The following is a 21,316-nucleotide window of genomic DNA, read 5'->3' as shown; positions in this document are numbered from 1 at the left end:
GACATAGATTTTACAAGAATGTCATCAAATCCTTTTATATACTGAGGAAAAATTTATAAATTTGAATTTTTTACGATTTCAATATATAACATTTGCTTTATATTAATAATTTCTTTGCCCAGAGGTTTAATTTACTACCGGTTCAACTCTTTCGTTTGGGCTTCAAGCATCCGGTTTTGATTAAATAACTATAGGTCTTTTTAGTTTAGTTAATTTTGTTCATATATTTAAATGTTTAGGGGGCCCTTTACTTGAAAAAAAGTAAGTTTTGCTCCTTTAAGTAAGCAAGGATATAAATATTGTTTAATTCTTGCTTTGGTTAGTTGCATTTTTTCTATCAATTAAACTATTATAGCTCTATTATATTGTATAATCCAAATTTTGCTTTAATTACATTGTTTATATTAGTACTATAATGCTTTATAGTATTTTTTGGGTTATGCAGCTACTTATTTAGGTTGGATTTATTTTTTTTTGTTGTAGCAGGTTTTTTTATACCGGCTTATTATTAATTTAGATATTTACCTAAATCATAATATTACTCTATTATATTATAATAGTTAAAAATTTTTAATGTGCTTTAATTATGTTTATTCAGACTGAAGATACTCCAAATCCTGATGCAATAAAATTTTTCCCTGGACAGGAAGTAAGTAGCGCAGGGCCTATATTTTTTAGTGACCTTGCTGAAGTAAAAGGAAAAAGTAAACTTGCAGAATTACTCTTTCATATTAATAATGTAAAATCAGTGTTTTTCGGTAGGGATTTTATAACAGTAACTAAACAAGCTGAAAGTAATTGGCAAATTATAAAGCCTGAAATTTTAATGGTTATTATGGATCATTTTGTTTCAGGATTTCCGGTATTTGAAGAAAGCACAAAGGCAGATAATGTAAAGCATAACCTTGATGGGTTTTCAGAAATAGAGAAACAAATCATAGAAATTATTGAAACTAGGGTGCGTCCTTCTGTTGCTCAAGATGGTGGTGACATAATATATAAAGGCTTTGAAAGCGGTATAGTGAAATTAGCTCTTCGCGGTGCATGCCTTGGATGTCCAAGCTCTACTATAACCTTAAAAAACGGTATTGAGTCTATGCTTAAACATTTTGTGCCGGAAGTGCAAGAAGTGGAAGCTGTAGAGGAAGATTTTTAATAAGTTGTTATTATTGCTAACTATAAGAATTGAACAGTTATTGTGAAGAAATTTATACTGATAAATTGACTAAGCAACCCAGTAAAAATTCTGATTTACAGAATTTTTTATTATTTTTTCTTGATTGTTACACTTTGTTCAGTCGCTTAAGCTCGGCTATATCTATACTTAATTAGTAATGCCATATAGGAGATTAAATTTTTTCTGAAGAATAGTATTTGTATACTATTCTTCATTTGCAGAATTAATTGTTTTATATCGATTCCAAATAACGTAACGCAATTTAATATCTTTTGGAGCATATACTATTTTTGGTATAAAATATACTTACCAGTTGCATTGCTGCCTTAACTTTTGGGTATGCCATATTGTATTAGCAGGCTGATCAATTACATAATAATTATATCCACATCCTTCTGAGGTTTTTATTTCTACCAGCGTACTACCGAACCAAACATTGTTATAAATCTTTCATTACGTTTTTTGTTGCTTGCAATTCTACTTTTTGCGTTTTTTCATTGGACTCGGTAAGTAAATGAATTATATATCGCTTTTGATTATCTGCGTAGAGGAGGGAGTAGTATCTTATCAGTATTAGCTAGTCAATGAGTATTTAAAAATATAATATAAGAAATAATATAGTTTTCTGAGCATATGGTTATTTTTTAATTAAAATCCATCTCACCTAAAGGAAGTTTATAAGAAAAATTTATTTTGCCACCGGCTATATCACAGCACTAAGGCATTCACGTAGTTAACACATTTTCTTTTAATATAGGTTGATTTTTTTAACTAAAAACTTTTATAGCAAACATTTCATTATTTGGTAATCTAAAATATACTTTGATCCTTTATTAGATTCAAAAAAATTACGTTTGCACCAATATAATAATACATTTATAGTAACTTGTTCTTTAAGGTTGATCCTTTTGGGAAATAATATTTAATTGTTGTGATTATTTTGTATATTTGAAATTAAGAATACTTTGAGAGACATTATAGTTGATTTTCCAAATATATTCACAAAATTATTTTGTTTTAATTCTATAAATGCCAGTACAGTCTTATAATATTTTTATTCGTCACTAATACCAGAAGTTAATGTTTCTATCAAATTAAGATAAGCTCAAGAGAGCTTGCGCTGTTTTATCTATATTGTTTAATAGTGCTGTAATATCTGCGGGAGAATTTCCAGTTATTTTTAGTAATTCTTTTTTATGTTGTTCTGAAATTATATAGGTATTCTAATCTAATTTCGTTTCTTTCGTAAAAAAGCTGGTATGTCATGAATATCAGACTCTTTATTATCTTGATCTAGCGTACTCACGACATTTTTACGTTCTAAAGTGTAATTATTTGAAGCACGCAGAGAACCCCATATTTTCCCTAAAAATGATGGTTTTGGTGATTCTTCTTCAGATTTGTTGAAAGTGTTTATCTGTAATTCTACATCTTCATTTCCAATAAAATTTTGATTCATTGGAGAATCGGTAATTTCGATATTTTCAGTACTATAGCTGTTAAAATCAGGAATTTCTTCTATTTGAGTAGGTTGTGCTATAACTTCATTATAGGCTTCTTCAGGCACTGTATTGGTAGTTTTAGCTATTGAGTGTGTATATGTTGTGACTTTATCGGCATCAATGCCGGTAGCAACTACCGATACTCTAATAATCCCTTTTAGTTCCGGGTTAAATGTTGAACCGAAAATAATATTAGCATCAGGATTATCGACTTCTTCTCTAATTCTATTAGCGGCATTGTCGACTTCAAATAAGGTCATATCAGCACCACCGGTAATATTAATTAATACTCCTCTTGCACCACACATTGAGCTATGATCCAGTAAAGGATTTGAAATTGCAGATTCTGCTGCTTTAATTGCTCTATCTTCGCCGTTACCTTCACCTGTACCCATCATTGCTTTGCCCATTTCACTCATTACTGCTTTAATATCAGCAAAATCAAGATTAATAAGTCCGGGCATAATCATTAAATCTGTTACGCCTCTAACTCCTGCATGTAATACATCATCTGCCATTTTAAACGCATCGGTAAATGTTGTTTGTTCGTTGGCAATACGAAATAGATTTTGGTTCGGTATTACAATTAAAGTGTCAACAAATTGCTGTAACTCAATAAGCCCTGTATCGGCAGTTTTCATACGATGACCACCTTCAAAGTGGAAAGGTTTAGTTACTACTCCGACAGTAAGAATTCCTAGTTCTTTAGCAATGCGTGCAATAACCGGTGCAGAACCGGTACCTGTACCACCTCCCATACCTGCTGTAATAAATACCATATTGCTATTTTCAAGGTAACTACGGATTTCGTTCTCCGATTCTTGTGCAGCGAGTGCTCCGACCTCAGGAGAAGCTCCTGCCCCAAGACCTCTAGTTGTAGAAACACCAAGTTGTATTTTGTTGGTGCATAAAGAATGTTCTAGTGATTGTGCATCGGTATTAGCTACTACGAAATTAGCACCTTGCAGATTAGCATTAATCATATTATTTACCGCATTACTACCTGCGCCTCCAACGCCGAAAACCATAATAGTTGGCTTTAATATTATATTTTCAGGAGCTTTTATATTTAGAACCATGATAATTTTTTATTTATATAATTATGTTTAAGTATAATAAAAGATTTTAAAATTTCCATAGTCTTTTATGAAAAATGCAGATTATTTTCTTTTAATAACGGAATGCAGTTATTATGACATTGATTAATGCTTTATCGTTAATAGCTATAGGAAGTTTTTCATGCATATTGCAGTTAATAAATAGGTTAATATCATATGTAGTAAGATTGTTGCTTCTTGCAGCTTGTGTGATTTCATGTATGGACAAATTAAAATTTGATATGTTCATAGGTAAAGAATTATATAAATCTATAAGCTTAACAGTATCTGCTATATAATCTATTATGTTTTTCTGATACTAAATAGTATATTGGTTGTTTCATGTCTCCAAATATTATGTAGCTCCATGATTCATACGACACATTTTGAATATTAGTTATTTTTATCTTCAACACACTATGTTATAGCTACAGTCTAAATATAAGAGAATGGTTATTCATCTGCTACCCTTGCCCTTCTTCATCCTAAGCTCTTAAAAAGAGTAAAAGATCTAATGTCTTGCCTTTAAATTCAGCAAATTTTTTCACAATATTTTCTATTTTAGGTCTTGCTGTTATAGGTATCAGCTTGGTGCCCCGCGTATTATGCTTACAGATAGTAATTTTATACACATTGTATAAGGCTTGAGGCATAGATTTTTGCTTTAAATCAATTGATTTAGTTAGGTAGATGTTGTTTCTATAGATAATATCTAGTTGAACTTAAAACATTGACTATATTGTCTTTAAGTCCTTAGATGCTCACGTATTTAGTATACGCTGCGCTCTTTAGTTTAAAGACTCCTTGCTCTTTTCTAAGTTGAACTTCGTATTCCCAACTATTCATGTCACAGGAGTACACACAAAACAGACTAGTGTAATACTATAATATAAGTAAAGAGAATTTAATATTGTCCAACCATTTTTTCAGGAACTACTATTTTGTCAAATTCTTCTTCCGATAAAAAATTGAGTTTTTTAGCAGCTTCTTTTAAAGTGATTCCATGTTTATATGCTTCTTTAGCTATTTTTGTAGCATTATCATAGCCGATATGTGGATTAAGAGCTGTAACAAGCATTAGAGATTGATCACGTAAATCATTGATATGTGCGATGTTAGGCTCTAAACCTTTAATACAGTGAGTAACAAAGCTATTTATGCTATCAGATAGTAGCTCAATAGATTGTAGGATATTATATATTATTACGGGTTTAAATACGTTAAGTTCAAGGTGCCCATTTGAGCCGGCAATAGTAACCGTAACATGATTCCCCATAACCTGACTGCATACCATTGCTAAAGCTTCGACTTGCGTAGGATTTACTTTACCTGGCATGATTGAAGAACCTGGCTCATTTTCAGGTAAATGCAGCTCACCAAGACCGCATCTTGGACCCGAACCAAGCAGTCTTATATCATTTGCTATTTTCATTAAGCTAACTGCTATAGTATTAAGAGTGCCCGAAAATTCTACTAGTGCGTCGTGGGCAGCTAGGCTTTCAAATTTATTAGGAGCTGTTTTAAAAGGTTGTTTGGTAAACTCTGCTACTTTCTCAGCAAATTTTATATCAAATCCTATCCTTGAGTTAATACCTGTACCGACTGCCGTGCCTCCTTGAGCAAGTAGATAAACTTTTTTTAATGCATCTTCTATGCGTTCTAAAGCATATTCTATTTGTGTAATATATCCGGAGAATTCTTGTTTAAGAGTTAAAGGAGTCGCATCCTGCAAGTGGGTACGTCCTATTTTTATAATTTTATCCCAATCTTTGGACTTATCTTGTAAAGAGGTAAGTAAATTATTTAAAGCCGGTATAAGTTGTTGCTTAGTTGCAAGTACGGTTGCTATATGCATACCGGTGGGAAAAGAGTCGTTGGATGATTGTCCTTTATTAACATGATCGTTAGGATGTACTGGAGATTTGCCCCCTTTTTTACCTGTTAATTCTTCGTTGGCAATAGAGGCAATAACCTCGTTCATATTCATGTTTGTTTGTGTACCTGAACCTGTTTGCCACACTACTAAAGGAAAATTATTATCAAACTCCCCGCTGAGAATTCTAGTCGTAGCTTTATCAATACTTGTAGCTATTTTAGTTTCTAAATCACCAAACTCATGATTCACCTGTGCTGCACATTTTTTTAAAATAGCAAGAGCACGAATTAAAATTTCGGGCATTTTTTGCCTGCCTATTTTAAAATTTTCTAAAGATCTTTGAGTTTGAGCCCCCCAATAAAATTTTTCTTCTATTTGAATTTCTCCAAAAGAATCGCTTTCAGTTCTGTAATTTTTCATAAATTGTTAAATATTATATTAATCATCTATTTTTTTCATAAAATGATTACTTACTGCCATTTAAATCTTATTTCTTGGCTAATTTAGCAAAGCTATGATGTAATTTATTTTTTAAAGAAGTTTTTCTTAGATTCTTGGCAATAAATACTAATGTGTTTTCTATCATAATATTACAATAAAAACTATAAAATTTTTTCTAATGTTCTTTAATATTTAGGTTCAGAAGAGTTGATATAATTATTTATTGCTTTACCTATGATATACTAAAATATAGTATTATTAATTTTGCATTTTTGTAATTGTTGTAACCTCTGTAAATTTGTTTCAAAACTCTCAATTAATTTGTTTATTTGGTCACCTTTTTATAACGTTTCTCTCAAATTAATTGGTATAACTAAGCTATGATTTAAAATTTAGGTTCTTTCTTGCATATGGTATAATTAATCTATTGTTGCTCTTTTTGGTTACATTATTAAGATTTTTTGAAATAGCAATAACTATTATAGAAATAATTTTTCCACAGAACTTAGTTACTTAAGTAGACTAAATATTTATTTATATCAAAGTAAACAAAAAACAATATTTGATTTATTAAAAATTTTTTAGATGTAATCTCTAATATAATAAGTGAAAAATTATAGAGGCGGCATTGGATACGTTAAGACTCTCCACTCTTTTAGACATAGGGATTTTGGCTAAATAATCGCAGGTTTTTTCGACTAATCTTCGTATGCCTTTATCTTCCGCACCAAATACTATTGCTATTTTATTGGCAATTAATTTATCGGTAAAGTAATCATTTGCAGAACCTGTTAGACCTATAATCCAAAAGCCATGTTTTTTAAGATAATTCATACATGAGCGTAAGTTAGTAACTTTAATGATAGGTATTAATTCTAAAGTACCGCAAGCCGCTTTAGCAATGCCACCGTTTTCGTTTGGAGAATTATCTTGAGGTAATAGTATAGCATTTATATCAAAAGCAGCAGCGCTGCGAATAATTGCTCCAATATTTTGTGTGTCTGTTATTTGATCAAGAATTGTAACTTTACATTTTGGGTTTTTTATATCTATGTCCTCTAGATTGTAAGAAAAAATTGGCCTCACTTTTGCAGCTATTCCTTGATGTGTTTGATTTTCTAGTAATTTAGATAAAATATTGTTATTAACAATTTCATAAGATCTAGTAGCTATTAATTTTCTGTTTTCATCAAAAATTTCCCTAGTGCATAAAATATTTTCAATTTGACGTTTTGGATTATTTAGAGCAGAAAATACAGGATGTTTCCCGTACATATAATAACAATTTTTAGAATCAAGTTTTTTATTTTGCATCTTATTGAACACCATTAGTAATTTGTTCTTGACAGAAACTACTATTTATTATAGAAAGTTACAACTAAATAAATGTGCAAGCTGCTATTTGTTTATTTGATGATTCGGCAATGAAGTTTTATTAAGTCCTAATACTAATTAGTATATTGTATTTTACAGTGAATTAGTCTATTTAATACAGTAAAGTTCTTTAGGAGGGATGGCCGAGTGGTCAATGGCAGCAGACTGTAAATCTGCCCGCGTAAGCGTTCGAAGGTTCGAATCCTTCTCCCTCCACCACTTAAATGGGTCAGGGAAGCATATCATTTTATTTTAAAAAATTTCAAGTATATATTTTTTATTTAAAAATAAAACATAATTGTATATATTTATAAATCTGAATAAAGTTGATATAGCACTGCACTCTTAACAAAATAGTTTTAATAATTATTTTGCTAACAGTGCCACAATGCGGGTGTAGCTCAATGGTAGAGTTCCAGCCTTCCAAGCTGGCTATGTGGGTTCAATTCCCATCACCCGCTCCAGAAATTAGTGGTAATAAATAAATTTAGCAAAAAAATGCACTTATAAAAAATTAACTTGTATTAAACCTAGAAAATTGTAGAGAGTAATAATATGGCAAAAGCAAAATTTGAACGAACTAAACCGCACGTTAATATAGGTACGATTGGTCACGTAGATCATGGTAAAACTTCCTTAACAGCAGCAATAACTATAGTGCTTGCTAAGACAGGTGGAGCAAAGGCTACAGCGTATGATCAAATTGATGCTGCTCCTGAAGAAAAAGAAAGAGGTATAACTATTTCTACTGCACACGTAGAATATGAGACTCAAAATAGACACTATGCACACGTAGACTGTCCGGGACACGCTGACTATGTAAAGAACATGATCACAGGTGCTGCTCAAATGGATGGTGCAATATTAGTAGTGTCTGCTGCTGATGGTCCTATGCCTCAAACAAGAGAACATATATTACTCGCAAAACAGGTAGGTGTACCTGCTATGGTAGTATTCTTGAATAAAGTAGATATGGTGGATGATCCTGATCTATTAGAACTAGTAGAGATGGAAGTAAGGGAATTATTATCAAAATATGGTTTCCCGGGTGATGAAATACCTATTATTAAAGGTTCTGCACTTCAAGCTTTAGAAGGAAAGTTTGAAGGTGAAAAAGCTATTAATGAGTTAATGGAGGCAGTGGATAGCTATATACCACAACCTGTAAGAGCTACAGATAAGCCTTTCTTAATGCCGATAGAAGATGTATTCTCTATTTCAGGAAGAGGTACTGTTGTAACCGGTAGAGTAGAGTCAGGAATAATTAAGGTAGGTGAGGAAATTGAAATAGTTGGTCTAAAAGATACGCAAAAAACTACCTGTACCGGTGTAGAAATGTTCAGAAAGTTACTTGATGAAGGGCAAGCCGGAGATAATGTTGGTATATTACTACGCGGTACAAAAAGAGAAGAAGTTGAAAGAGGACAAGTTCTTGCAAAACCAGGTAGTATAAAACCGCATGATAAGTTTGAGGCTGAAGTATATGTGCTTAGTAAAGAAGAAGGTGGACGTCATACCCCGTTTACTAATGATTATCGTCCGCAATTCTATTTTAGAACAACAGACGTTACCGGTACAATAAAATTGCCTGCTGATAAGCAGATGGTTATGCCTGGCGATAATGCTAGTTTTACAGTGGAATTAATTAAACCAATTGCTATGCAGGAAGGGTTAAAATTCTCTATACGTGAAGGTGGTAGAACAGTGGGTGCTGGTGTAGTAACTAAAATAAATAATTAATTGATTTTATAAATACCTATTATTAAAAAATAATAGGTATTTATATTTTAGGGTGTCTATTAAAACATCTTGCTGTTTAAAACATAGGTTTGCTAAATGAAAAATAAAATTAAAATTCGTTTAAAATCATTTGATCATCGTAGTCTTGATCAAGCTACAAAAGAAATAGTTAGTGCTATTAAAAGAACGTTTGCTAACATTAATGGTCCTATTCCTTTACCTAGAAAAATTGAAAGATTTACTGTAAATAGGTCTCCTCATGTACATAAGAAGTCAAGAGAACAATTTGAAATTAGAAAGCATAAAAGATTATTAGTTATAGATGACCCGAATCCAGCGGTTGTTGATGCTTTAAGTAAAGTTGATTTAGCAGCAGGTGTTGATGTAGTGATTGAATTAGAGAGTGGGGAATAAATGAGAACCGGTATAATTGCTCAAAAAATAGGGATGACTAGTGTTTTTAATGATAAAGGAGAAAGAATTTCTTTAACATTAGTAAAAGTTGATGATTGTCAAGTAGTAGGGCATAAAACTCTAGAAAAACATGGATATAATGCTTTAGTTATCGGTGTAAAAGATAAAAAAATATCTAGAGTAACCAAACCTATGAAACAGGTTTTTGCTAATGCTAAAATATCTCCTAAAACTAAATTAAAAGAATTTAGAATTTCTGAAGAGAATTTTATTGATATAGCAGTAAGTCTAGAAGTAGACCATTTTATGGCAGGACAGTTTGTAGATATAACAGCGACTACTATAGGTAAAGGATTTGCCGGTAGTATGAAAAGACATAATTTTAGAGGTCTTGAGGCTTCTCACGGTGTGTCGATATCTCATCGTTCGCACGGTTCTACAGGCCAAAGACAAGATCCAGGAAAGGTTTTTAAAGGTAAAAAAATGGCTGGTCATATGGGATGCAACCAAGTCACTATTCAAAATTTAAAAATATTTGCTATTGATAAAGAGCGTAAGCTTATTATGATTCAGGGTAGTATACCTGGTCACAAAAATTCGTATCTTTCAATAAAAGATGCAATAAAAAAGGTGTCAATAACTTTATAATAGATATTTAGACATGTTTGTTGAGATTCAAAGATTATCAAGTTAATAAAATAATGCCATGCAATAATTTTATAAAAATTTTATATAAGGCTGTATTAAGGTTAAATAAAGATGAAAACTAAAATATTAAGTCTTGCTAATGAAGAAGTTGGTGAGATTAGCTTAAATGAAGATATATTTGCTGTTAAATTTATTAGAGGTGATATAATAAAGCAGGTTATTGATTGGCAGAGAGCTAAAACAATGTCTGGTAACCACAAAACTAAAACAGTATCGGAAGTATCAGGAACCACAAAAAAGCCTTTTAAGCAGAAAGGTACAGGTAATGCAAGACAAGGTTCACTTAGATCGGTACAAATGCGTGGTGGTGGTGTCGCTCACGGACCTAGAGTACGTAGTCATGCAATAAAATTGCCTAAAAAAGTACGAAAACTTGGTTTAATTCATGCTTTATCCGAGAAATTCGCTGAAGGAAAATTATTGGTCATAGATTCTTTAAAGCTAGATAAGCCTAAAACTTCTAGTCTTGTAAAGATATTAAGCAAATTTCAAGGGAAAAGTTTCTTTGTAATAGATGGAAACGAGGTAGATATTAATTTTGTTTTGGCTGCAAAAAATATTTATAATACTGTGATTGTTCCACAGCTAGGAGCAAATGTTTATGATATAATACGCCATGAATATGTCCTATTATCACAAGAAGCAGTAAGTGTTTTAGAAGAGAGGTTAAGATGAGTTCTTATAAATATTACGATTTAATTAGAAAACCTATTATTACAGAAAAAACTACGACTCTTTCAGAACAAAATAAATACACTTTTTATGTAGATAAATGCGCTGAAAAACTGACTGTTAAAAAGGCTATAGAAGAAATATTTAAAGTAAGAGTAAAAAAGGTCAATATTTTAAACGTTAAAGGTAAGAAGAAAAGATTTAAAGGAATTATAGGGACTCAAATCAATAGAAAGAAAGCTATTGTTACATTAGAAAAAGACAATAATATCGATTTTACCGGAGGAATTAAATAAAATGGCTTTAAAAAATTTTAATCCAATTACTCCTTCTCTTAGAGAGCTAGTGCAAGTTGACAAAGCTAGTTTATGGAAAGGTAGACCTTTAAAATCTTTGACCAAAGGTATATCTAAAACCGGTGGACGCAATAATCAGGGTAGAATTACTTCTTGGCATAGAGGGGGAGGACATAAAAAATTATATCGTATTATTGATTTTAAAAGAAATAAAATAGATATTGCTGCTATTGTCGAAAGAATAGAGTATGATCCTAATAGAACTGCTTTTATTGCTTTAATAAAATATGAAGATGGGGAATATTCATATATTTTAGCACCGCAAAAATTATCTGTAGGTGATAGAGTAATATCAAGTCAAGGTGCTGATATCCAAATAGGAAATTGTTTACCTTTAAAGTTTATTCCTATCGGTACTACTTTGCATAATGTTGAAATGAAAGTCGGTAAAGGAGGTCAAATTGCAAGATCTGCAGGTACTTCAGTAGATTTAGTAGGTAAAGATTCAGGGTATGCTCAGATTAAATTACGATCAGGTGAATTTAGGTTGGTACCTTTAGACTGTAAAGCTACTATAGGTAGTATATCTAACCCCGATCAAAAAAATATTAATTTAGGTAAGGCAGGTAGAAATAGATGGCTTGGTTGGAGACCGCATGTTAGAGGTGTAGCAATGAACCCTGTAGATCACCCTCATGGTGGTGGTGAAGGTAAAACTTCAGGGGGACGCCATCCTGTTACTCCTTGGGGATTCCCAACAAAGGGTAAGAAGACACGTAAAAATAAACGTACTTCAAAATTTATCGTAAAGAAAAGAAAATAGATTTTAAATTAATTAGGTATTAGCATGGCGCGTTCAATATGGAAAGGGCCCTTTGTAGATGGTTATTTAATAAAGAAAGTTCAAAAATTAATGGAATCAGGTAAATCTGAAATGATTAAAACTTGGTCTAGAAGATCAACAATTTTACCTATTTTTGTAGGGTTTACCTTTTCTGTTCATAATGGCAATAAATTTATTCCGGTTTCTGTAAATGAGGAAATGGTTGGAAGAAAATTAGGTGAATTTGCTCCTACGAGAACATTTTATGGTCATGGAGCAGATAAAAAAGTCAAAAGAAAATAAAAATTTATATGGTACAGGAAAACAAAAATTTTGCTACGGCAAAAGCTAAATCTATTAGAGTAAGCCCAAGAAAGTTAAATTTAGTTGTGGCTTTTATTAGAAATATGAAAGTATCTGAAGCATTAGTGCAGTTGGCTTTCTCTCCTAAAAGAATTTCAAAGGTTGTAAAAACTTGCTTACAATCTGCTATTGCAAATGCTGAAAATAACTTAGGTCTAGATATAGATAGGTTGGTTATTACTAAAGCAACGGTAGGTAAAGCTTTAGTAATGAAAAGAGTTATGCCGAGAGCAAAAGGAAGAGCTACTAGAATAAATAAGTTTCTTAGTAATCTTTATATAACTGTTACAGAAAAAGAGGATAATTAGAATGGGGCAGAAAGTTTGTGCACATGGTTTTAGAGTGGGGCCGACTTTAATTAAAGGTTGGGATTCTGTATTATATGCAGAAAAACATTATAAAACTCTTTTTATACAAGATTTAAAAATTAGAGATTTAATAAATAAGGGGTCTAATCAAGCTCAGATTAGCAGAGTTTTAATTGAACGTCCTTCTAACAAAAGTATTATAATTAATATTAATGCCAAAAAACCAAATATAATTATTGGTAGAAACGGTAGTGAAATTGATAAGCTAAAAAAAGCTATAGAGAAAATAACTTCTTTAAAGGAAGTTTATATCAATATTCATGAAGTGAGAAAGTTTAATGTAGATGCTGCTATAGTAGCTCAAACTGTAGCGTTACAGCTTGAAAAAAGAGTTTCTTTTAGAAAGGCCATGAAAACAGCAATTCAGGCTTCATTTAAACAAGGTGGACAAGGTATAAGAGTGAGTTGTTCAGGACGGCTTGGAGGTGCTGAAATTGCTAGAACTGAGTGGTATATAGAAGGAAGGATGCCGTTACATACTTTAAGAGCTGATATTGATTATTCGACAGCTGAGGCTATAACTACTTATGGAGTTATAGGGGTTAAAGTATGGATTTATAAAGGTGAATATATAGAAAATAAAATTAAGTATTAAAAATGTTAGCTCCGAAAAAACAAAAATTTAGAAAAGCTCATAAGGGTAGAGTTGCTTCAAAAGCAAAAGCAGGTACGATGCTTGCTTTTGGATCATTTGGTCTAAAATCTGTAGATGGTTGGCGTGTTACTGCAAGACAAATAGAAGCAGGAAGGAAAGCTGCGACTAGATTTATGAAAAGGCAAGGAAGATTATGGATTCGCATTTTTCCAGATATTCCTGTTTCTAAAAAGCCTGCAGAAGTAAGAATGGGTAAAGGTAAAGGTTCTCCTGAATTTTTTGCAGTTAGAGTTTCGCCTGGAAGAATTATGTTTGAAATTGAAGGGGTAGAAGAAAATGTTGCGCTTAGAGCTTTGGAACTCGCAAGTGCGAAATTACCTGTTAAAACAAGGATAGTGAGACGTTATGAATGATTTGAAATTATTAAGAAGTAAGTTCTCTACTGAAACAATAGAGGAGCTGTATAAACACCTTAATCTGTTAAAGAAAGAATTATTTAATTTAAGATTTCAGCAAGCTTTAGGTGAGTTAAAAAATACTAGTAGGTTTTCGTTAGTCAAAAAGTCTATAGCACGTATTAAAACTGAATTAACAAAAAGATCTAATGGTGAGGGATATTAAAATGCCGAAAAGAGTGTTACAAGGCGTAGTTGTAAGTTCAAAAGCTGATAAGACAGTGAAAGTAAAAGTAGAAAGAAAATTTAAGCATCCTATTTATAAAAAATTCGTGAAAGTATCTAAAAAATATGCTGCTCATGATTTAGAAAATAGATATCAAGAAGGAGATAAAGTTAGTATAATTGAAAGTCGTCCTATATCAAAAACCAAAACATGGATAGTGGTAAATGGAGAATAAAGTTTTTTAATCTTTGACTTTTAAGGTAGATTGTTTATTTTACCTCTCGTGTGTAAAAAATTGGAAGTAGTTTATGATTCAAATGCAGAGCATCTTGGAAGTTGCAGATAATTCCGGTGCTAAAAAAGTTATGTGTATTAAAGTTTTAGGTGGTTCTCACCATATGGTAGCAAAGCTAGGTGATGTTATAGTTGTATCTGTTAAAGAAGCTATACCTGGCGGTAAGGTGAAAAAGGGTGATGTTTATAAAGGTGTGATAGTTCGTACAAAGACTGGAGTAGTAAGACCTGACGGTAGTACAATAAAATTTGATAAAAACGCATTAGTGCTTTTGAGTAAACAAGACGAACCTATCGGTACTAGAGTTTTTGGTCCTGTTACAAGAGAACTTAGAGCAAAAAAATATGTTAGAATAATGTCGCTTGCAGAGGAAGTGTTATAAATGATTAAATTAAAAGTAAAGAAAGGTGATGAAGTTATTATTATTGCCGGAAAGCACAAGGGAAAAAAAGGTAAAATCTTAAGAGTGTTTCCTAAAGATAGTAAGGTAATTGTTGCTGGAGTAAATTTAGTAAAAAAGCATACTAAGCCTAATCAAATGAGCGAAGGCGGAATAATAACTAAAGAATTACCTATACATATCTCAAATATTGCACACATCGATCCAAAAACTGGTAGACCTACCAAAGTAGTTTTTAAATTCTTAGAAGATGGTTCTAAGGTTAGAGTAGCAAAGAAATCAGGGGAAATTATCGGTAAAGAAGGTAAGTAATGTTAAGGTTTAAAGAATTATATCAGCACAAAATTATTGAAAGCTTACAAAAAGAATTTTCTTATAAAAATAAACACGCAATACCGCAAATTAAGAAAATTGTTATAAATATGGGGGTAGGGGAAGCAATAGCCGATTCCAAAGTGATTAATAATGCAGTAAATGATCTTACCTTGATTTCTGGCCAGAAGCCAGTTGTAACGTTAGCAAGAAAATCTATTGCAACCTTTAAGTTACGTGAAAATATGAAAATAGGCTGTAAGGTTACGTTACGTAAAGATAGAATGTATGATTTTTTAGAAAGGCTAGTAATTGTTGCATTACCTCGTGTTAAGGAATTTCGTGGTTTTTCTTATAAAAGCTTTGACGGAAAAGGAAATTTTACTTTTGGATTAAAAGAGCAGATAGTCTTTCCTGAAATTAATTACGATAAAATCGATACAATAAGGGGTATGGATATTACAATCGTTACATCTGCTAAAACGGATAAAGAAAGTAAATTTTTATTATCAGGGTTTAATTTACCTTTTTATAATTAATTTTTAGGATATATACAATGGCAAAAGTAAGTTCGATAAAAAAAAATGAAAGTAGGAAAAAAAAATCACAAAGTTTGCATAATAAACGTTTAGCACTAAAAAGTAAAATTTATGATAAAAGTATTTCATTAGAAGAGCGCTTTTCTTTGGTAATGTTGCTTGCACAATTACCTAGAAATTCATCACCTACTAGAATAAGAAATAGATGTGAGCTTACAGGTAGACCAAGAGGTGTGACAAGAAAATTTGGGATATCGAGGAATAAGCTTAGGGAATTAATAGGTAGAGGCTTGGTTCCTGGTGTAGTTAAGTCAAGTTGGTAAAAGTTGATAGGTAAAGAATATGTCAATGACGGATAATGTAGCAGATATGTTAACTAGAATTAGAAATGCTTATAAAAGTAAATTGATAAATGTTTCTTTTCCTAGTTCTAAAATTAAAACTTCAATTTTAGATGTCTTGCAAAAAGAAGGTTATATAAAGGATTATGTAATTACTCAAAAAAATAATATTAGTTATACTGAGGTAACTTTAAAATACTCTGTTAATGGTAATGCGTCTATATGTGAAATTCATAGAGTATCAAAGCCTGGAAAAAGAGTATATTCTGCTATTAAAGATTTGAAAGGATATTATAATAATATGGGTATCTATATACTTTCTACTCCTTACGGTGTTATGTCTGATAGAGAAGCTCATATTAAAAATGTTGGCGGTGAAGTAATTTGTAAAGTATTTTAGGTAAAAAAATGTCACGTGTTGGAAAATTGCCGATTACTATACCTGAAGGTGTAAAAGTTGGTTTAAATGATTTAGAAGTAAAAATATCTGGACCTAAAGGTGAATTATCAAAAACTTTTAAAGGTAATATAGTAATTTTATTGGCAGAAAATAAGCTTTTAGTAAAACCTTTAGCAGCAAGTAAAAATGCACGTGCTATGTGGGGTACTGCAAGAAGTATAATATCGAATATGGTTACCGGAGTTAAAGAAGGGTTTAAACTTAAACTCGAAATTAACGGAGTCGGTTATAGGGCAATGGTAAAAGGTAAGTATTTAAATTTAATGCTTGCTAAAAGCCATAATACAAAAATTGAAATACCTTCAGATATTAAAATAGATGTGCCTAAGCAAAATATTATTATTCTTGAGGGGACAGATAAAGAAAAGTTAGGACAATTTGCTTCAATTATTATAAAACAGAGACCGCCTGAGCCTTATAAAGGAAAAGGAATTAAATTTGAAAATCAATTTATACCGCGTAAAGAAGGTAAGAAAAATTAAACTTAAGAGTTAAATATGCGTAGTGCTAAGCTAAAATTTGAAAAAAGAAGAAATAGAATAAGACATAAAATATCTAAAATATCTAATAGGTTTAGATTATCAATATTTAAGTCAGGTAGACATATATATGCGCAAATTATAGATGATTCTAAGTCTATAACGATTGCCTCCGCTTCAACTTTAGATGCTAAAATTAAAAAAATAAAAAAATCTCATTGTAATGTTGAAAATGCTATCAAAGTAGGTGAAGAAATAGCAACAAAAGCTGATTCTGTAGGAATAAAAGAAGTAGTATTTGATAGAGGCGGATATAAGTATCACGGTGTTGTAAAAGCTCTAGCTGATGCAGCTAGAGAGAAAATAAAATTTTAGGTTATAAGGTTATAGTAATGTCTAAAGTTAAAAAAAATGAAGAGGCTTTAAGCGAAGTTTTAGTTGATGTGAATAGAATTACAAAAGTAGTAAAAGGCGGTAGAAGATTTGCTTTTTCTGCTTATGTAGTTGTTGGTGATAAAGCCGGCAGAGTTGGAGCGGGACATGGAAAAGCTAAAGAAGTAAACGAAGCTCGTGGAAAGGCAAAACAAGCTGCTAAAAAGAGGATGATGAAAGTGCCTTTATATCAAAATAGAACTATTCACCATGATGTTGTTGGTAAAAGTGGGGCTGCTAAAGTGATTTTAAGAAGAGCTAAAGCAGGTACCGGTGTTATAGCTGGAGGGTCTATGAGAGCAATTTTTGATTCTTTAGGTGTTCATGATATTGTTGCTAAATCAATAGGTTCAACTAATGTTTATGCAATGATTTCTGCAACATTTGATGCATTAAATAAACTTGCATCACCAAAATCGATTGCTATGAGAAGAGATAAAAAAGTAAATGAAATATCTGTAAAATCTTCTGATATTCAGTTGATGCATAATCTTGTGAAGTAAGGTGAAGTTATGAATAATAAAATCAATAATATAAAAGTTACCCAAGTTAAAAGTGCTATAGGTCGTAAATATGATCAAAGACTGACATTAGTGGGGCTTGGTTTAAACAAAATTAATAAGACTGTTATTCTTGAAAATACTAATTCAATCAAAGGAATGGTTAAAAAAGTAAAGCATTTGTTAAAAATAGAAAATATGTAGTTAGAGTTTGTAAATGAAATTAAATGAATTATATAATAATATAGGTGCTAAAAAAAATAAGAAAAGAATAGCACGTGGTATTGGTAGTGGTAAAGGAAAAACCGGTGGTAGAGGGGTTAAAGGTCAAAGATCTAGATCCGGCGTTGCAATAAAAGGTTTTGAAGGTGGTCAAACACCTATAATAAAAAGACTGCCTAAAAGAGGATTTAATTGTATTTCAACTAAAAAATACAATATAATAAATATTTACAATATTGAGGCAGCATTAGCCGATGGGCGTTTAAGTATTACTGATACCATTACTAAGGCAAAGTTAATAGAAGCTGGAGTAGTAAATAATAAAAACAATAAAAAATTGGTGAAATTATTATCTCTGTGTAGTGGTGATTTTAATTCTCCTCTATCATTAAAATTAGATGCATATTCTTCAAAAGCTAAGGATTTCATTGAGAAAGCAGGTGGAAAGTTGTTATAATATATGCGTCAAAATTTTTCTAAAAAGTCTGGTAATGATTTAGTTAGCCGCATTGTTTTTACTATTCTCATTCTTGTAGTATGTAGATTTGGGTCTTTTATACCTATACCTGGTATAGATTCAATTGTTTTAAGTAGTATAGCTGAAAAGAATCAATCCGGAATACTCGGAATGTTTAATATGCTATCTGGAGGATCACTAGGTAGAATGTCTATTTTTGCTTTAGCAATTATGCCGTATATTACCGCCTCAATTATTATTCAATTAATGTCAGTAGCATATAAACCTTTGGAAAATTTAAAAAAAGAAGGGGAAGTCGGTAAAAGGAAAGTAAATCAGTTATCGAGATATTTAACAGTTCTCCTCGCTTCTTTTCAGGCCTACGGAGTTGCTATAAGTTTAGAGTCAATTGTAACAAATACTGGTCCTGTAGTAATTTTAGCAGGTTTGTTCTTTAGAGTTACAACTGTAATTACTTTGGTTGTAGGTACCATGCTGTTAATGTGGTTAGGAGAACAAATTACGCAACGTGGAATAGGTAACGGTACATCTTTAATTATATTTATAGGTATAATTTCGGGAGTACCTAGTGCTATTATTAGTATGTTTGAATTATCAAGAAAAGGAGTACTATCACCTTTAATAGCGATCACTGTTTGTATTGGAGTAGTTATATTAATAGCTATAATTATATTTTTTGAAAAAGCCCAAAGAAAATTATTGGTTCAATATCCTAAAAGGCAAATAGGCAATAAAATTTATGGGGGAGAAGCAACGCATATGCCTCTTAAATTAAATACTTCGGGTGTAATACCTCCAATATTTGCTAGTTCAATCTTACTATTTCCTGCTACGCTTGCTAATTTTTCTAGTAGTAATTCAGAAACTATGGGCATGCTTACTTATTATTTAGGGCATGGCAAACCTGTATATATTTTATTGTATGTAGCGTTAATTATGTTTTTTAGTTTTTTTTATACTGCAATAGTATTTAATTCTGAAGATACTGCTAATAATTTAAGAAAATATGGCGCTTATATTCCCGGTAAAAGACCAGGGAAAAATACATCTGATTATTTTGATTATATACTTACAAGACTTACGGTTATAGGGGGGGGGTATTTAAGTGTAATATGTGTAATTCCGGAGCTATTAATGAATAAGTATGTAATCTCTCTTTCTTTAGGAGGTACAAGTTTTTTAATTGTAGTGAATGTGGTACTTGATACTATGACTCAGATTCAAACTTACTTATTTAGTAGTAAGTATGAAGGTTTAATGAAGAAAGTAAAATTGAAAAATTAAAAATGAGCTTAAGTAGTGATAGTAATTTTTTTAGGTCCTCCAGGAGCTGGAAAGGGAACACAAGGAAAAAAGATAGCTAAAAAAATTGATTTACCACATATAGCAATCGGTGATATATTTAGAACAATTATAAAAACATCAACTAGTGAAGCAGAATTAATTAATAATTATGTTAGGCAAGGGGAGCTTATACCTAATGAAATAGTTAATCAAGTAATCAAAAGTTTTTTATTATCTCCTGAATATAAAAACGGTTATATATTAGATGGATATCCGCGTAATTTAGAGCAAGCAAAATTCTTTGAGTCATTTATTACAGAAAACATTAAAATAATATATTTTAATGTTTTAGATGAATTGTTAATTAAGAGAGTTGTAGGGAGATATAGTTGTAAAAATTGCGGTAAAATATATAATAGTTACTTCTTACAGCCTAAAACTAACAATGTATGTGATGTTTGTGGTTCAAGTATGTTTGATTATAGGAAAGACGATACTGAAGAAGTAATACAAAAAAGAATTGAAGTATATAAAACAGAAACATATCCGTTAATAGATTATTATAAAAATAGTGGTAATTTTTATATAGTTAATGGAAGTAAAAATGAACAAGAAATAGAAATTGATATACAGAAAATACTAAAAATAAGTTGACTTTATTAAAGATTTTTATATTATTTTCTAGTTACTATAGTAAATTTGGAGATTATTTGTGGCAAGAATTGCAAGTGTTAATATTCCCGATAATAAACGTTTAGTTGTGAGTTTAACTTACATTTATGGTCTTGGGCCTGTTATGGCAGCAGAGATTTGTAGCAAAGCAAAAGTATCGAAAGATAAAAAAGTTAAAGAACTTACGGATCAAGAGTTAATAAGTTTACGTAATATTATTGAAAGTGAATATAAAGTCGAAGGTGATTTAAGACGAGAGGTGACACTTAATATTAAGAAGAAGAAAGATATAAGATGTTATAAAGGGCTTAGACATATACGTAAATTGCCGGTGAGAGGGCAGAACACGCATTCTAATGCTCGAACTAGAAAAGGCAAAGCTATTGCAATAGCCGGCAAGAAAAAAGCTGTTAAATAATAGTTTAAGTATAGAGTATAAATAATGAATCAGACGGTTAAAGTTAAGAAAAAGAAAAAAACTATCACTCTTGGTGTTGTGCATATCCGAGCATCGTTTAATAATACTATAGTAACATTTACTGATATTCAAGGTAATACTATCTCTTCTGCATCAGCAGGAGGTAATGGGTTTAAAGGGGCAAGAAAAGCAACACCTTATGCGGCTCAAGTAACAATTGATAGAGCATCAGAAAAAGCAAAAGAATATGGTCTAAAAACTATTTCTATTAGGATTGGAGGACCTGGGGCTCAGCGTGAATCAGCAATGAGAGCTTTATTCGGGCAAAATTTTGTAGTTACATCAATTTTAGATGTATCGTCAATTGCTCATAATGGAGTAAGACCGCCAAAAAGAAGAAGAGTATAAGAGGTCATA

At 31.3% G+C, this 21,316-nt stretch carries 31 protein-coding genes, 2 tRNA genes and 1 pseudogene; 31 read left to right on the top strand and 3 right to left on the bottom strand.

The features are described from left to right. Nucleotides 1–51: 51 nt before the first annotated feature. Both AAGW17_RS00385 and AAGW17_RS00380 read left to right on the top strand, forming a co-directional pair. Nucleotides 52–339 (top strand): annotated as a pseudogene (locus tag AAGW17_RS00385) (MFS transporter); the annotation flags it as partial. Between the two features lie 247 nt (nt 340–586). Beyond that, the gene (locus tag AAGW17_RS00380; RefSeq protein ID WP_347938989.1) at nt 587–1,156 is read left to right on the top strand and encodes a NifU family protein; all 570 of its coding nucleotides are present in this window, start codon (nt 587–589) and stop codon (nt 1,154–1,156) included. 1,249 nt (nt 1,157–2,405) lie between these two features. On the opposite strand, the gene ftsZ is transcribed toward AAGW17_RS00380, so the two are convergent. Beyond that, nucleotides 2,406–3,758, bottom strand: a complete 1,353-nt coding sequence (ftsZ, locus tag AAGW17_RS00375) for a cell division protein FtsZ (protein ID WP_347938988.1) — start codon at nt 3,756–3,758, stop codon at nt 2,406–2,408. Between the two features lie 113 nt (nt 3,759–3,871). Between ftsZ and AAGW17_RS00370 the strand changes: the two genes are divergently transcribed. Beyond that, nucleotides 3,872–4,075, top strand: a complete 204-nt coding sequence (locus AAGW17_RS00370; RefSeq protein ID WP_347938987.1) for a hypothetical protein — start codon at nt 3,872–3,874, stop codon at nt 4,073–4,075. Between the two features lie 605 nt (nt 4,076–4,680). Here AAGW17_RS00370 and fumC read toward each other — a convergent pair. Continuing rightward, the gene (fumC, locus tag AAGW17_RS00365; protein WP_347938986.1) at nt 4,681–6,072 is read right to left on the bottom strand and encodes a class II fumarate hydratase; all 1,392 of its coding nucleotides are present in this window, start codon (nt 6,070–6,072) and stop codon (nt 4,681–4,683) included. A 615-nt stretch (nt 6,073–6,687) separates the two neighbouring features. Next, entirely contained in the window at nt 6,688–7,407 is a 720-nt protein-coding gene (rlmB, locus tag AAGW17_RS00355; protein WP_347938985.1) for a 23S rRNA (guanosine(2251)-2'-O)-methyltransferase RlmB, read from the bottom strand. Between the two features lie 193 nt (nt 7,408–7,600). On the opposite strand from rlmB, the gene AAGW17_RS00350 reads away from it, so the two are divergent. The 28 genes from AAGW17_RS00350 to rpsK all read left to right on the top strand — a co-directional run bounded on the left by AAGW17_RS00350 (nt 7,601) and on the right by rpsK (nt 21,307). Beyond that, nucleotides 7,601–7,686 (top strand) — tRNA-Tyr (locus AAGW17_RS00350). Between the two features lie 171 nt (nt 7,687–7,857). After that, a tRNA-Gly gene (locus AAGW17_RS00345) sits at nt 7,858–7,931 on the top strand. Between the two features lie 91 nt (nt 7,932–8,022). Further along, on the top strand, nt 8,023–9,207 hold the full coding sequence (gene tuf, locus AAGW17_RS00340; protein ID WP_347938984.1) for an elongation factor Tu: 1,185 nt from the start codon (nt 8,023–8,025) through the stop codon (nt 9,205–9,207). Nucleotides 9,208–9,303: 96 nt separating this feature from the next. Then, the gene (gene rpsJ, locus AAGW17_RS00335) at nt 9,304–9,621 is read left to right on the top strand and encodes a 30S ribosomal protein S10 (protein ID WP_347938983.1); all 318 of its coding nucleotides are present in this window, start codon (nt 9,304–9,306) and stop codon (nt 9,619–9,621) included. After that, nucleotides 9,622–10,269, top strand: coding sequence for a 50S ribosomal protein L3 (gene rplC, locus AAGW17_RS00330; RefSeq protein ID WP_347938982.1), 648 nt, complete (start codon nt 9,622–9,624; stop codon nt 10,267–10,269). 111 nt (nt 10,270–10,380) lie between these two features. Beyond that, nucleotides 10,381–11,004 carry a 50S ribosomal protein L4 gene (rplD, locus tag AAGW17_RS00325; RefSeq protein WP_347938981.1) on the top strand — a complete coding sequence of 208 codons (624 nt, stop codon included), beginning with the start codon at nt 10,381–10,383 and terminating at the stop codon, nt 11,002–11,004. After that, nucleotides 11,001–11,297 (top strand): 50S ribosomal protein L23, encoded by a 297-nt coding sequence (gene rplW / locus AAGW17_RS00320; RefSeq protein ID WP_347938980.1) that lies wholly within the window; start codon nt 11,001–11,003, stop codon nt 11,295–11,297. Before rplD ends, rplW begins: the two co-directional genes overlap by 4 nt. 1 nt (nt 11,298) lies before the next feature. Next, nucleotides 11,299–12,120: a 50S ribosomal protein L2 gene (rplB, locus tag AAGW17_RS00315; protein WP_347938979.1), complete on the top strand. Its 822-nt coding sequence runs from the start codon at nt 11,299–11,301 to the stop codon at nt 12,118–12,120. A gap of 24 nt (nt 12,121–12,144) precedes the next feature. After that, nucleotides 12,145–12,423 (top strand): 30S ribosomal protein S19, encoded by a 279-nt coding sequence (rpsS, locus tag AAGW17_RS00310; protein WP_012148990.1) that lies wholly within the window; start codon nt 12,145–12,147, stop codon nt 12,421–12,423. 8 nt (nt 12,424–12,431) lie between these two features. Further along, nucleotides 12,432–12,791, top strand: a complete 360-nt coding sequence (rplV, locus tag AAGW17_RS00305; protein ID WP_347938978.1) for a 50S ribosomal protein L22 — start codon at nt 12,432–12,434, stop codon at nt 12,789–12,791. Nucleotide 12,792: 1 nt separating this feature from the next. Beyond that, a complete protein-coding gene (gene rpsC / locus AAGW17_RS00300) occupies nt 12,793–13,446 on the top strand; it encodes a 30S ribosomal protein S3 (RefSeq protein WP_347938977.1) in 654 nt (217 codons plus the stop codon). A gap of 2 nt (nt 13,447–13,448) precedes the next feature. Then, nucleotides 13,449–13,859, top strand: coding sequence for a 50S ribosomal protein L16 (rplP, locus tag AAGW17_RS00295; protein ID WP_347938976.1), 411 nt, complete (start codon nt 13,449–13,451; stop codon nt 13,857–13,859). Further along, nucleotides 13,852–14,067: a 50S ribosomal protein L29 gene (gene rpmC / locus AAGW17_RS00290; RefSeq protein WP_347938975.1), complete on the top strand. Its 216-nt coding sequence runs from the start codon at nt 13,852–13,854 to the stop codon at nt 14,065–14,067. The genes rplP and rpmC overlap by 8 nt, the downstream gene beginning before the upstream one ends. 1 nt (nt 14,068) lies before the next feature. Continuing rightward, nucleotides 14,069–14,302, top strand: coding sequence for a 30S ribosomal protein S17 (gene rpsQ, locus AAGW17_RS00285; protein WP_347939376.1), 234 nt, complete (start codon nt 14,069–14,071; stop codon nt 14,300–14,302). 73 nt (nt 14,303–14,375) lie between these two features. After that, the gene (rplN, locus tag AAGW17_RS00280; protein ID WP_347938974.1) at nt 14,376–14,744 is read left to right on the top strand and encodes a 50S ribosomal protein L14; all 369 of its coding nucleotides are present in this window, start codon (nt 14,376–14,378) and stop codon (nt 14,742–14,744) included. Further along, nucleotides 14,745–15,074, top strand: coding sequence for a 50S ribosomal protein L24 (gene rplX / locus AAGW17_RS00275; RefSeq protein ID WP_347938973.1), 330 nt, complete (start codon nt 14,745–14,747; stop codon nt 15,072–15,074). Then, on the top strand, nt 15,074–15,613 hold the full coding sequence (rplE, locus tag AAGW17_RS00270; RefSeq protein WP_347938972.1) for a 50S ribosomal protein L5: 540 nt from the start codon (nt 15,074–15,076) through the stop codon (nt 15,611–15,613). Before rplX ends, rplE begins: the two co-directional genes overlap by 1 nt. 17 nt (nt 15,614–15,630) lie before the next feature. Further along, entirely contained in the window at nt 15,631–15,936 is a 306-nt protein-coding gene (gene rpsN / locus AAGW17_RS00265; protein ID WP_347938971.1) for a 30S ribosomal protein S14, read from the top strand. Between the two features lie 19 nt (nt 15,937–15,955). After that, a complete protein-coding gene (gene rpsH, locus AAGW17_RS00260; RefSeq protein ID WP_347938970.1) occupies nt 15,956–16,354 on the top strand; it encodes a 30S ribosomal protein S8 in 399 nt (132 codons plus the stop codon). Nucleotides 16,355–16,362: 8 nt separating this feature from the next. Continuing rightward, nucleotides 16,363–16,896 carry a 50S ribosomal protein L6 gene (rplF, locus tag AAGW17_RS00255; protein ID WP_347938969.1) on the top strand — a complete coding sequence of 178 codons (534 nt, stop codon included), beginning with the start codon at nt 16,363–16,365 and terminating at the stop codon, nt 16,894–16,896. 15 nt (nt 16,897–16,911) lie between these two features. After that, nucleotides 16,912–17,268: a 50S ribosomal protein L18 gene (rplR, locus tag AAGW17_RS00250; protein ID WP_347938968.1), complete on the top strand. Its 357-nt coding sequence runs from the start codon at nt 16,912–16,914 to the stop codon at nt 17,266–17,268. 17 nt (nt 17,269–17,285) lie between these two features. Continuing rightward, nucleotides 17,286–17,828 (top strand): 30S ribosomal protein S5, encoded by a 543-nt coding sequence (gene rpsE / locus AAGW17_RS00245; protein ID WP_347938967.1) that lies wholly within the window; start codon nt 17,286–17,288, stop codon nt 17,826–17,828. A gap of 9 nt (nt 17,829–17,837) precedes the next feature. Next, entirely contained in the window at nt 17,838–18,029 is a 192-nt protein-coding gene (gene rpmD / locus AAGW17_RS00240) for a 50S ribosomal protein L30 (RefSeq protein WP_347938966.1), read from the top strand. 13 nt (nt 18,030–18,042) lie between these two features. Further along, a complete protein-coding gene (gene rplO / locus AAGW17_RS00235) occupies nt 18,043–18,504 on the top strand; it encodes a 50S ribosomal protein L15 (RefSeq protein ID WP_347938965.1) in 462 nt (153 codons plus the stop codon). 3 nt (nt 18,505–18,507) lie between these two features. Next, nucleotides 18,508–19,809 (top strand): preprotein translocase subunit SecY, encoded by a 1,302-nt coding sequence (secY, locus tag AAGW17_RS00230; protein WP_347938964.1) that lies wholly within the window; start codon nt 18,508–18,510, stop codon nt 19,807–19,809. A 15-nt stretch (nt 19,810–19,824) separates the two neighbouring features. Beyond that, a complete protein-coding gene (locus AAGW17_RS00225; RefSeq protein WP_347938963.1) occupies nt 19,825–20,463 on the top strand; it encodes an adenylate kinase in 639 nt (212 codons plus the stop codon). Nucleotides 20,464–20,521: 58 nt separating this feature from the next. After that, nucleotides 20,522–20,899, top strand: coding sequence for a 30S ribosomal protein S13 (gene rpsM / locus AAGW17_RS00220; protein ID WP_347938962.1), 378 nt, complete (start codon nt 20,522–20,524; stop codon nt 20,897–20,899). A 24-nt stretch (nt 20,900–20,923) separates the two neighbouring features. After that, nucleotides 20,924–21,307: a 30S ribosomal protein S11 gene (rpsK, locus tag AAGW17_RS00215; RefSeq protein WP_008580920.1), complete on the top strand. Its 384-nt coding sequence runs from the start codon at nt 20,924–20,926 to the stop codon at nt 21,305–21,307. Nucleotides 21,308–21,316 lie beyond the last annotated feature (9 nt).

Origin of the sequence: Rickettsia sp. Oklahoma-10, from assembly GCF_039954865.1 — a bacterium.
Classification (GTDB): domain Bacteria; phylum Pseudomonadota; class Alphaproteobacteria; order Rickettsiales; family Rickettsiaceae; genus Rickettsia; species Rickettsia oklahomensis.
This window is presented reverse-complemented; position numbering and strand designations above follow the sequence as displayed.

Bases quoted from the DNA above. Each gene is read 5' to 3' on its own strand.
- rpmC (WP_347938975.1), top strand. From the start codon at position 13,852: ATGAATGATTTGAAATTATTAAGAAGTAAGTTCTCTACTGAAACAATA.
- rpsN (WP_347938971.1), top strand. From the start codon at position 15,631: ATGGCAAAAGTAAGTTCGATAAAAAAAAATGAAAGTAGGAAAAAAAAA.
- rplP (WP_347938976.1), top strand. From the start codon at position 13,449: ATGTTAGCTCCGAAAAAACAAAAATTTAGAAAAGCTCATAAGGGTAGA.
- rpsE (WP_347938967.1), top strand. From the start codon at position 17,286: ATGTCTAAAGTTAAAAAAAATGAAGAGGCTTTAAGCGAAGTTTTAGTT.
- ftsZ (WP_347938988.1), bottom strand. From the start codon at position 3,758: ATGGTTCTAAATATAAAAGCTCCTGAAAATATAATATTAAAGCCAACT.
- rplO (WP_347938965.1), top strand. From the start codon at position 18,043: ATGAAATTAAATGAATTATATAATAATATAGGTGCTAAAAAAAATAAG.
- tuf (WP_347938984.1), top strand. From the start codon at position 8,023: ATGGCAAAAGCAAAATTTGAACGAACTAAACCGCACGTTAATATAGGT.
- rplW (WP_347938980.1), top strand. From the start codon at position 11,001: ATGAGTTCTTATAAATATTACGATTTAATTAGAAAACCTATTATTACA.
- rplN (WP_347938974.1), top strand. From the start codon at position 14,376: ATGATTCAAATGCAGAGCATCTTGGAAGTTGCAGATAATTCCGGTGCT.
- fumC (WP_347938986.1), bottom strand. From the start codon at position 6,072: ATGAAAAATTACAGAACTGAAAGCGATTCTTTTGGAGAAATTCAAATA.
- rplR (WP_347938968.1), top strand. From the start codon at position 16,912: ATGCGTAGTGCTAAGCTAAAATTTGAAAAAAGAAGAAATAGAATAAGA.
- rplX (WP_347938973.1), top strand. From the start codon at position 14,745: ATGATTAAATTAAAAGTAAAGAAAGGTGATGAAGTTATTATTATTGCC.
- rpsS (WP_012148990.1), top strand. From the start codon at position 12,145: ATGGCGCGTTCAATATGGAAAGGGCCCTTTGTAGATGGTTATTTAATA.
- rpsQ (WP_347939376.1), top strand. From the start codon at position 14,069: ATGCCGAAAAGAGTGTTACAAGGCGTAGTTGTAAGTTCAAAAGCTGAT.
- rpsC (WP_347938977.1), top strand. From the start codon at position 12,793: ATGGGGCAGAAAGTTTGTGCACATGGTTTTAGAGTGGGGCCGACTTTA.
- rplD (WP_347938981.1), top strand. From the start codon at position 10,381: ATGAAAACTAAAATATTAAGTCTTGCTAATGAAGAAGTTGGTGAGATT.
- rplF (WP_347938969.1), top strand. From the start codon at position 16,363: ATGTCACGTGTTGGAAAATTGCCGATTACTATACCTGAAGGTGTAAAA.
- rlmB (WP_347938985.1), bottom strand. From the start codon at position 7,407: ATGCAAAATAAAAAACTTGATTCTAAAAATTGTTATTATATGTACGGG.
- rpmD (WP_347938966.1), top strand. From the start codon at position 17,838: ATGAATAATAAAATCAATAATATAAAAGTTACCCAAGTTAAAAGTGCT.
- rpsJ (WP_347938983.1), top strand. From the start codon at position 9,304: ATGAAAAATAAAATTAAAATTCGTTTAAAATCATTTGATCATCGTAGT.
- AAGW17_RS00370 (WP_347938987.1), top strand. From the start codon at position 3,872: ATGACATTGATTAATGCTTTATCGTTAATAGCTATAGGAAGTTTTTCA.
- rpsH (WP_347938970.1), top strand. From the start codon at position 15,956: ATGTCAATGACGGATAATGTAGCAGATATGTTAACTAGAATTAGAAAT.
- secY (WP_347938964.1), top strand. From the start codon at position 18,508: ATGCGTCAAAATTTTTCTAAAAAGTCTGGTAATGATTTAGTTAGCCGC.
- AAGW17_RS00380 (WP_347938989.1), top strand. From the start codon at position 587: ATGTTTATTCAGACTGAAGATACTCCAAATCCTGATGCAATAAAATTT.
- rplB (WP_347938979.1), top strand. From the start codon at position 11,299: ATGGCTTTAAAAAATTTTAATCCAATTACTCCTTCTCTTAGAGAGCTA.
- rplC (WP_347938982.1), top strand. From the start codon at position 9,622: ATGAGAACCGGTATAATTGCTCAAAAAATAGGGATGACTAGTGTTTTT.
- rplV (WP_347938978.1), top strand. From the start codon at position 12,432: ATGGTACAGGAAAACAAAAATTTTGCTACGGCAAAAGCTAAATCTATT.
- rpsK (WP_008580920.1), top strand. From the start codon at position 20,924: ATGAATCAGACGGTTAAAGTTAAGAAAAAGAAAAAAACTATCACTCTT.
- rplE (WP_347938972.1), top strand. From the start codon at position 15,074: ATGTTAAGGTTTAAAGAATTATATCAGCACAAAATTATTGAAAGCTTA.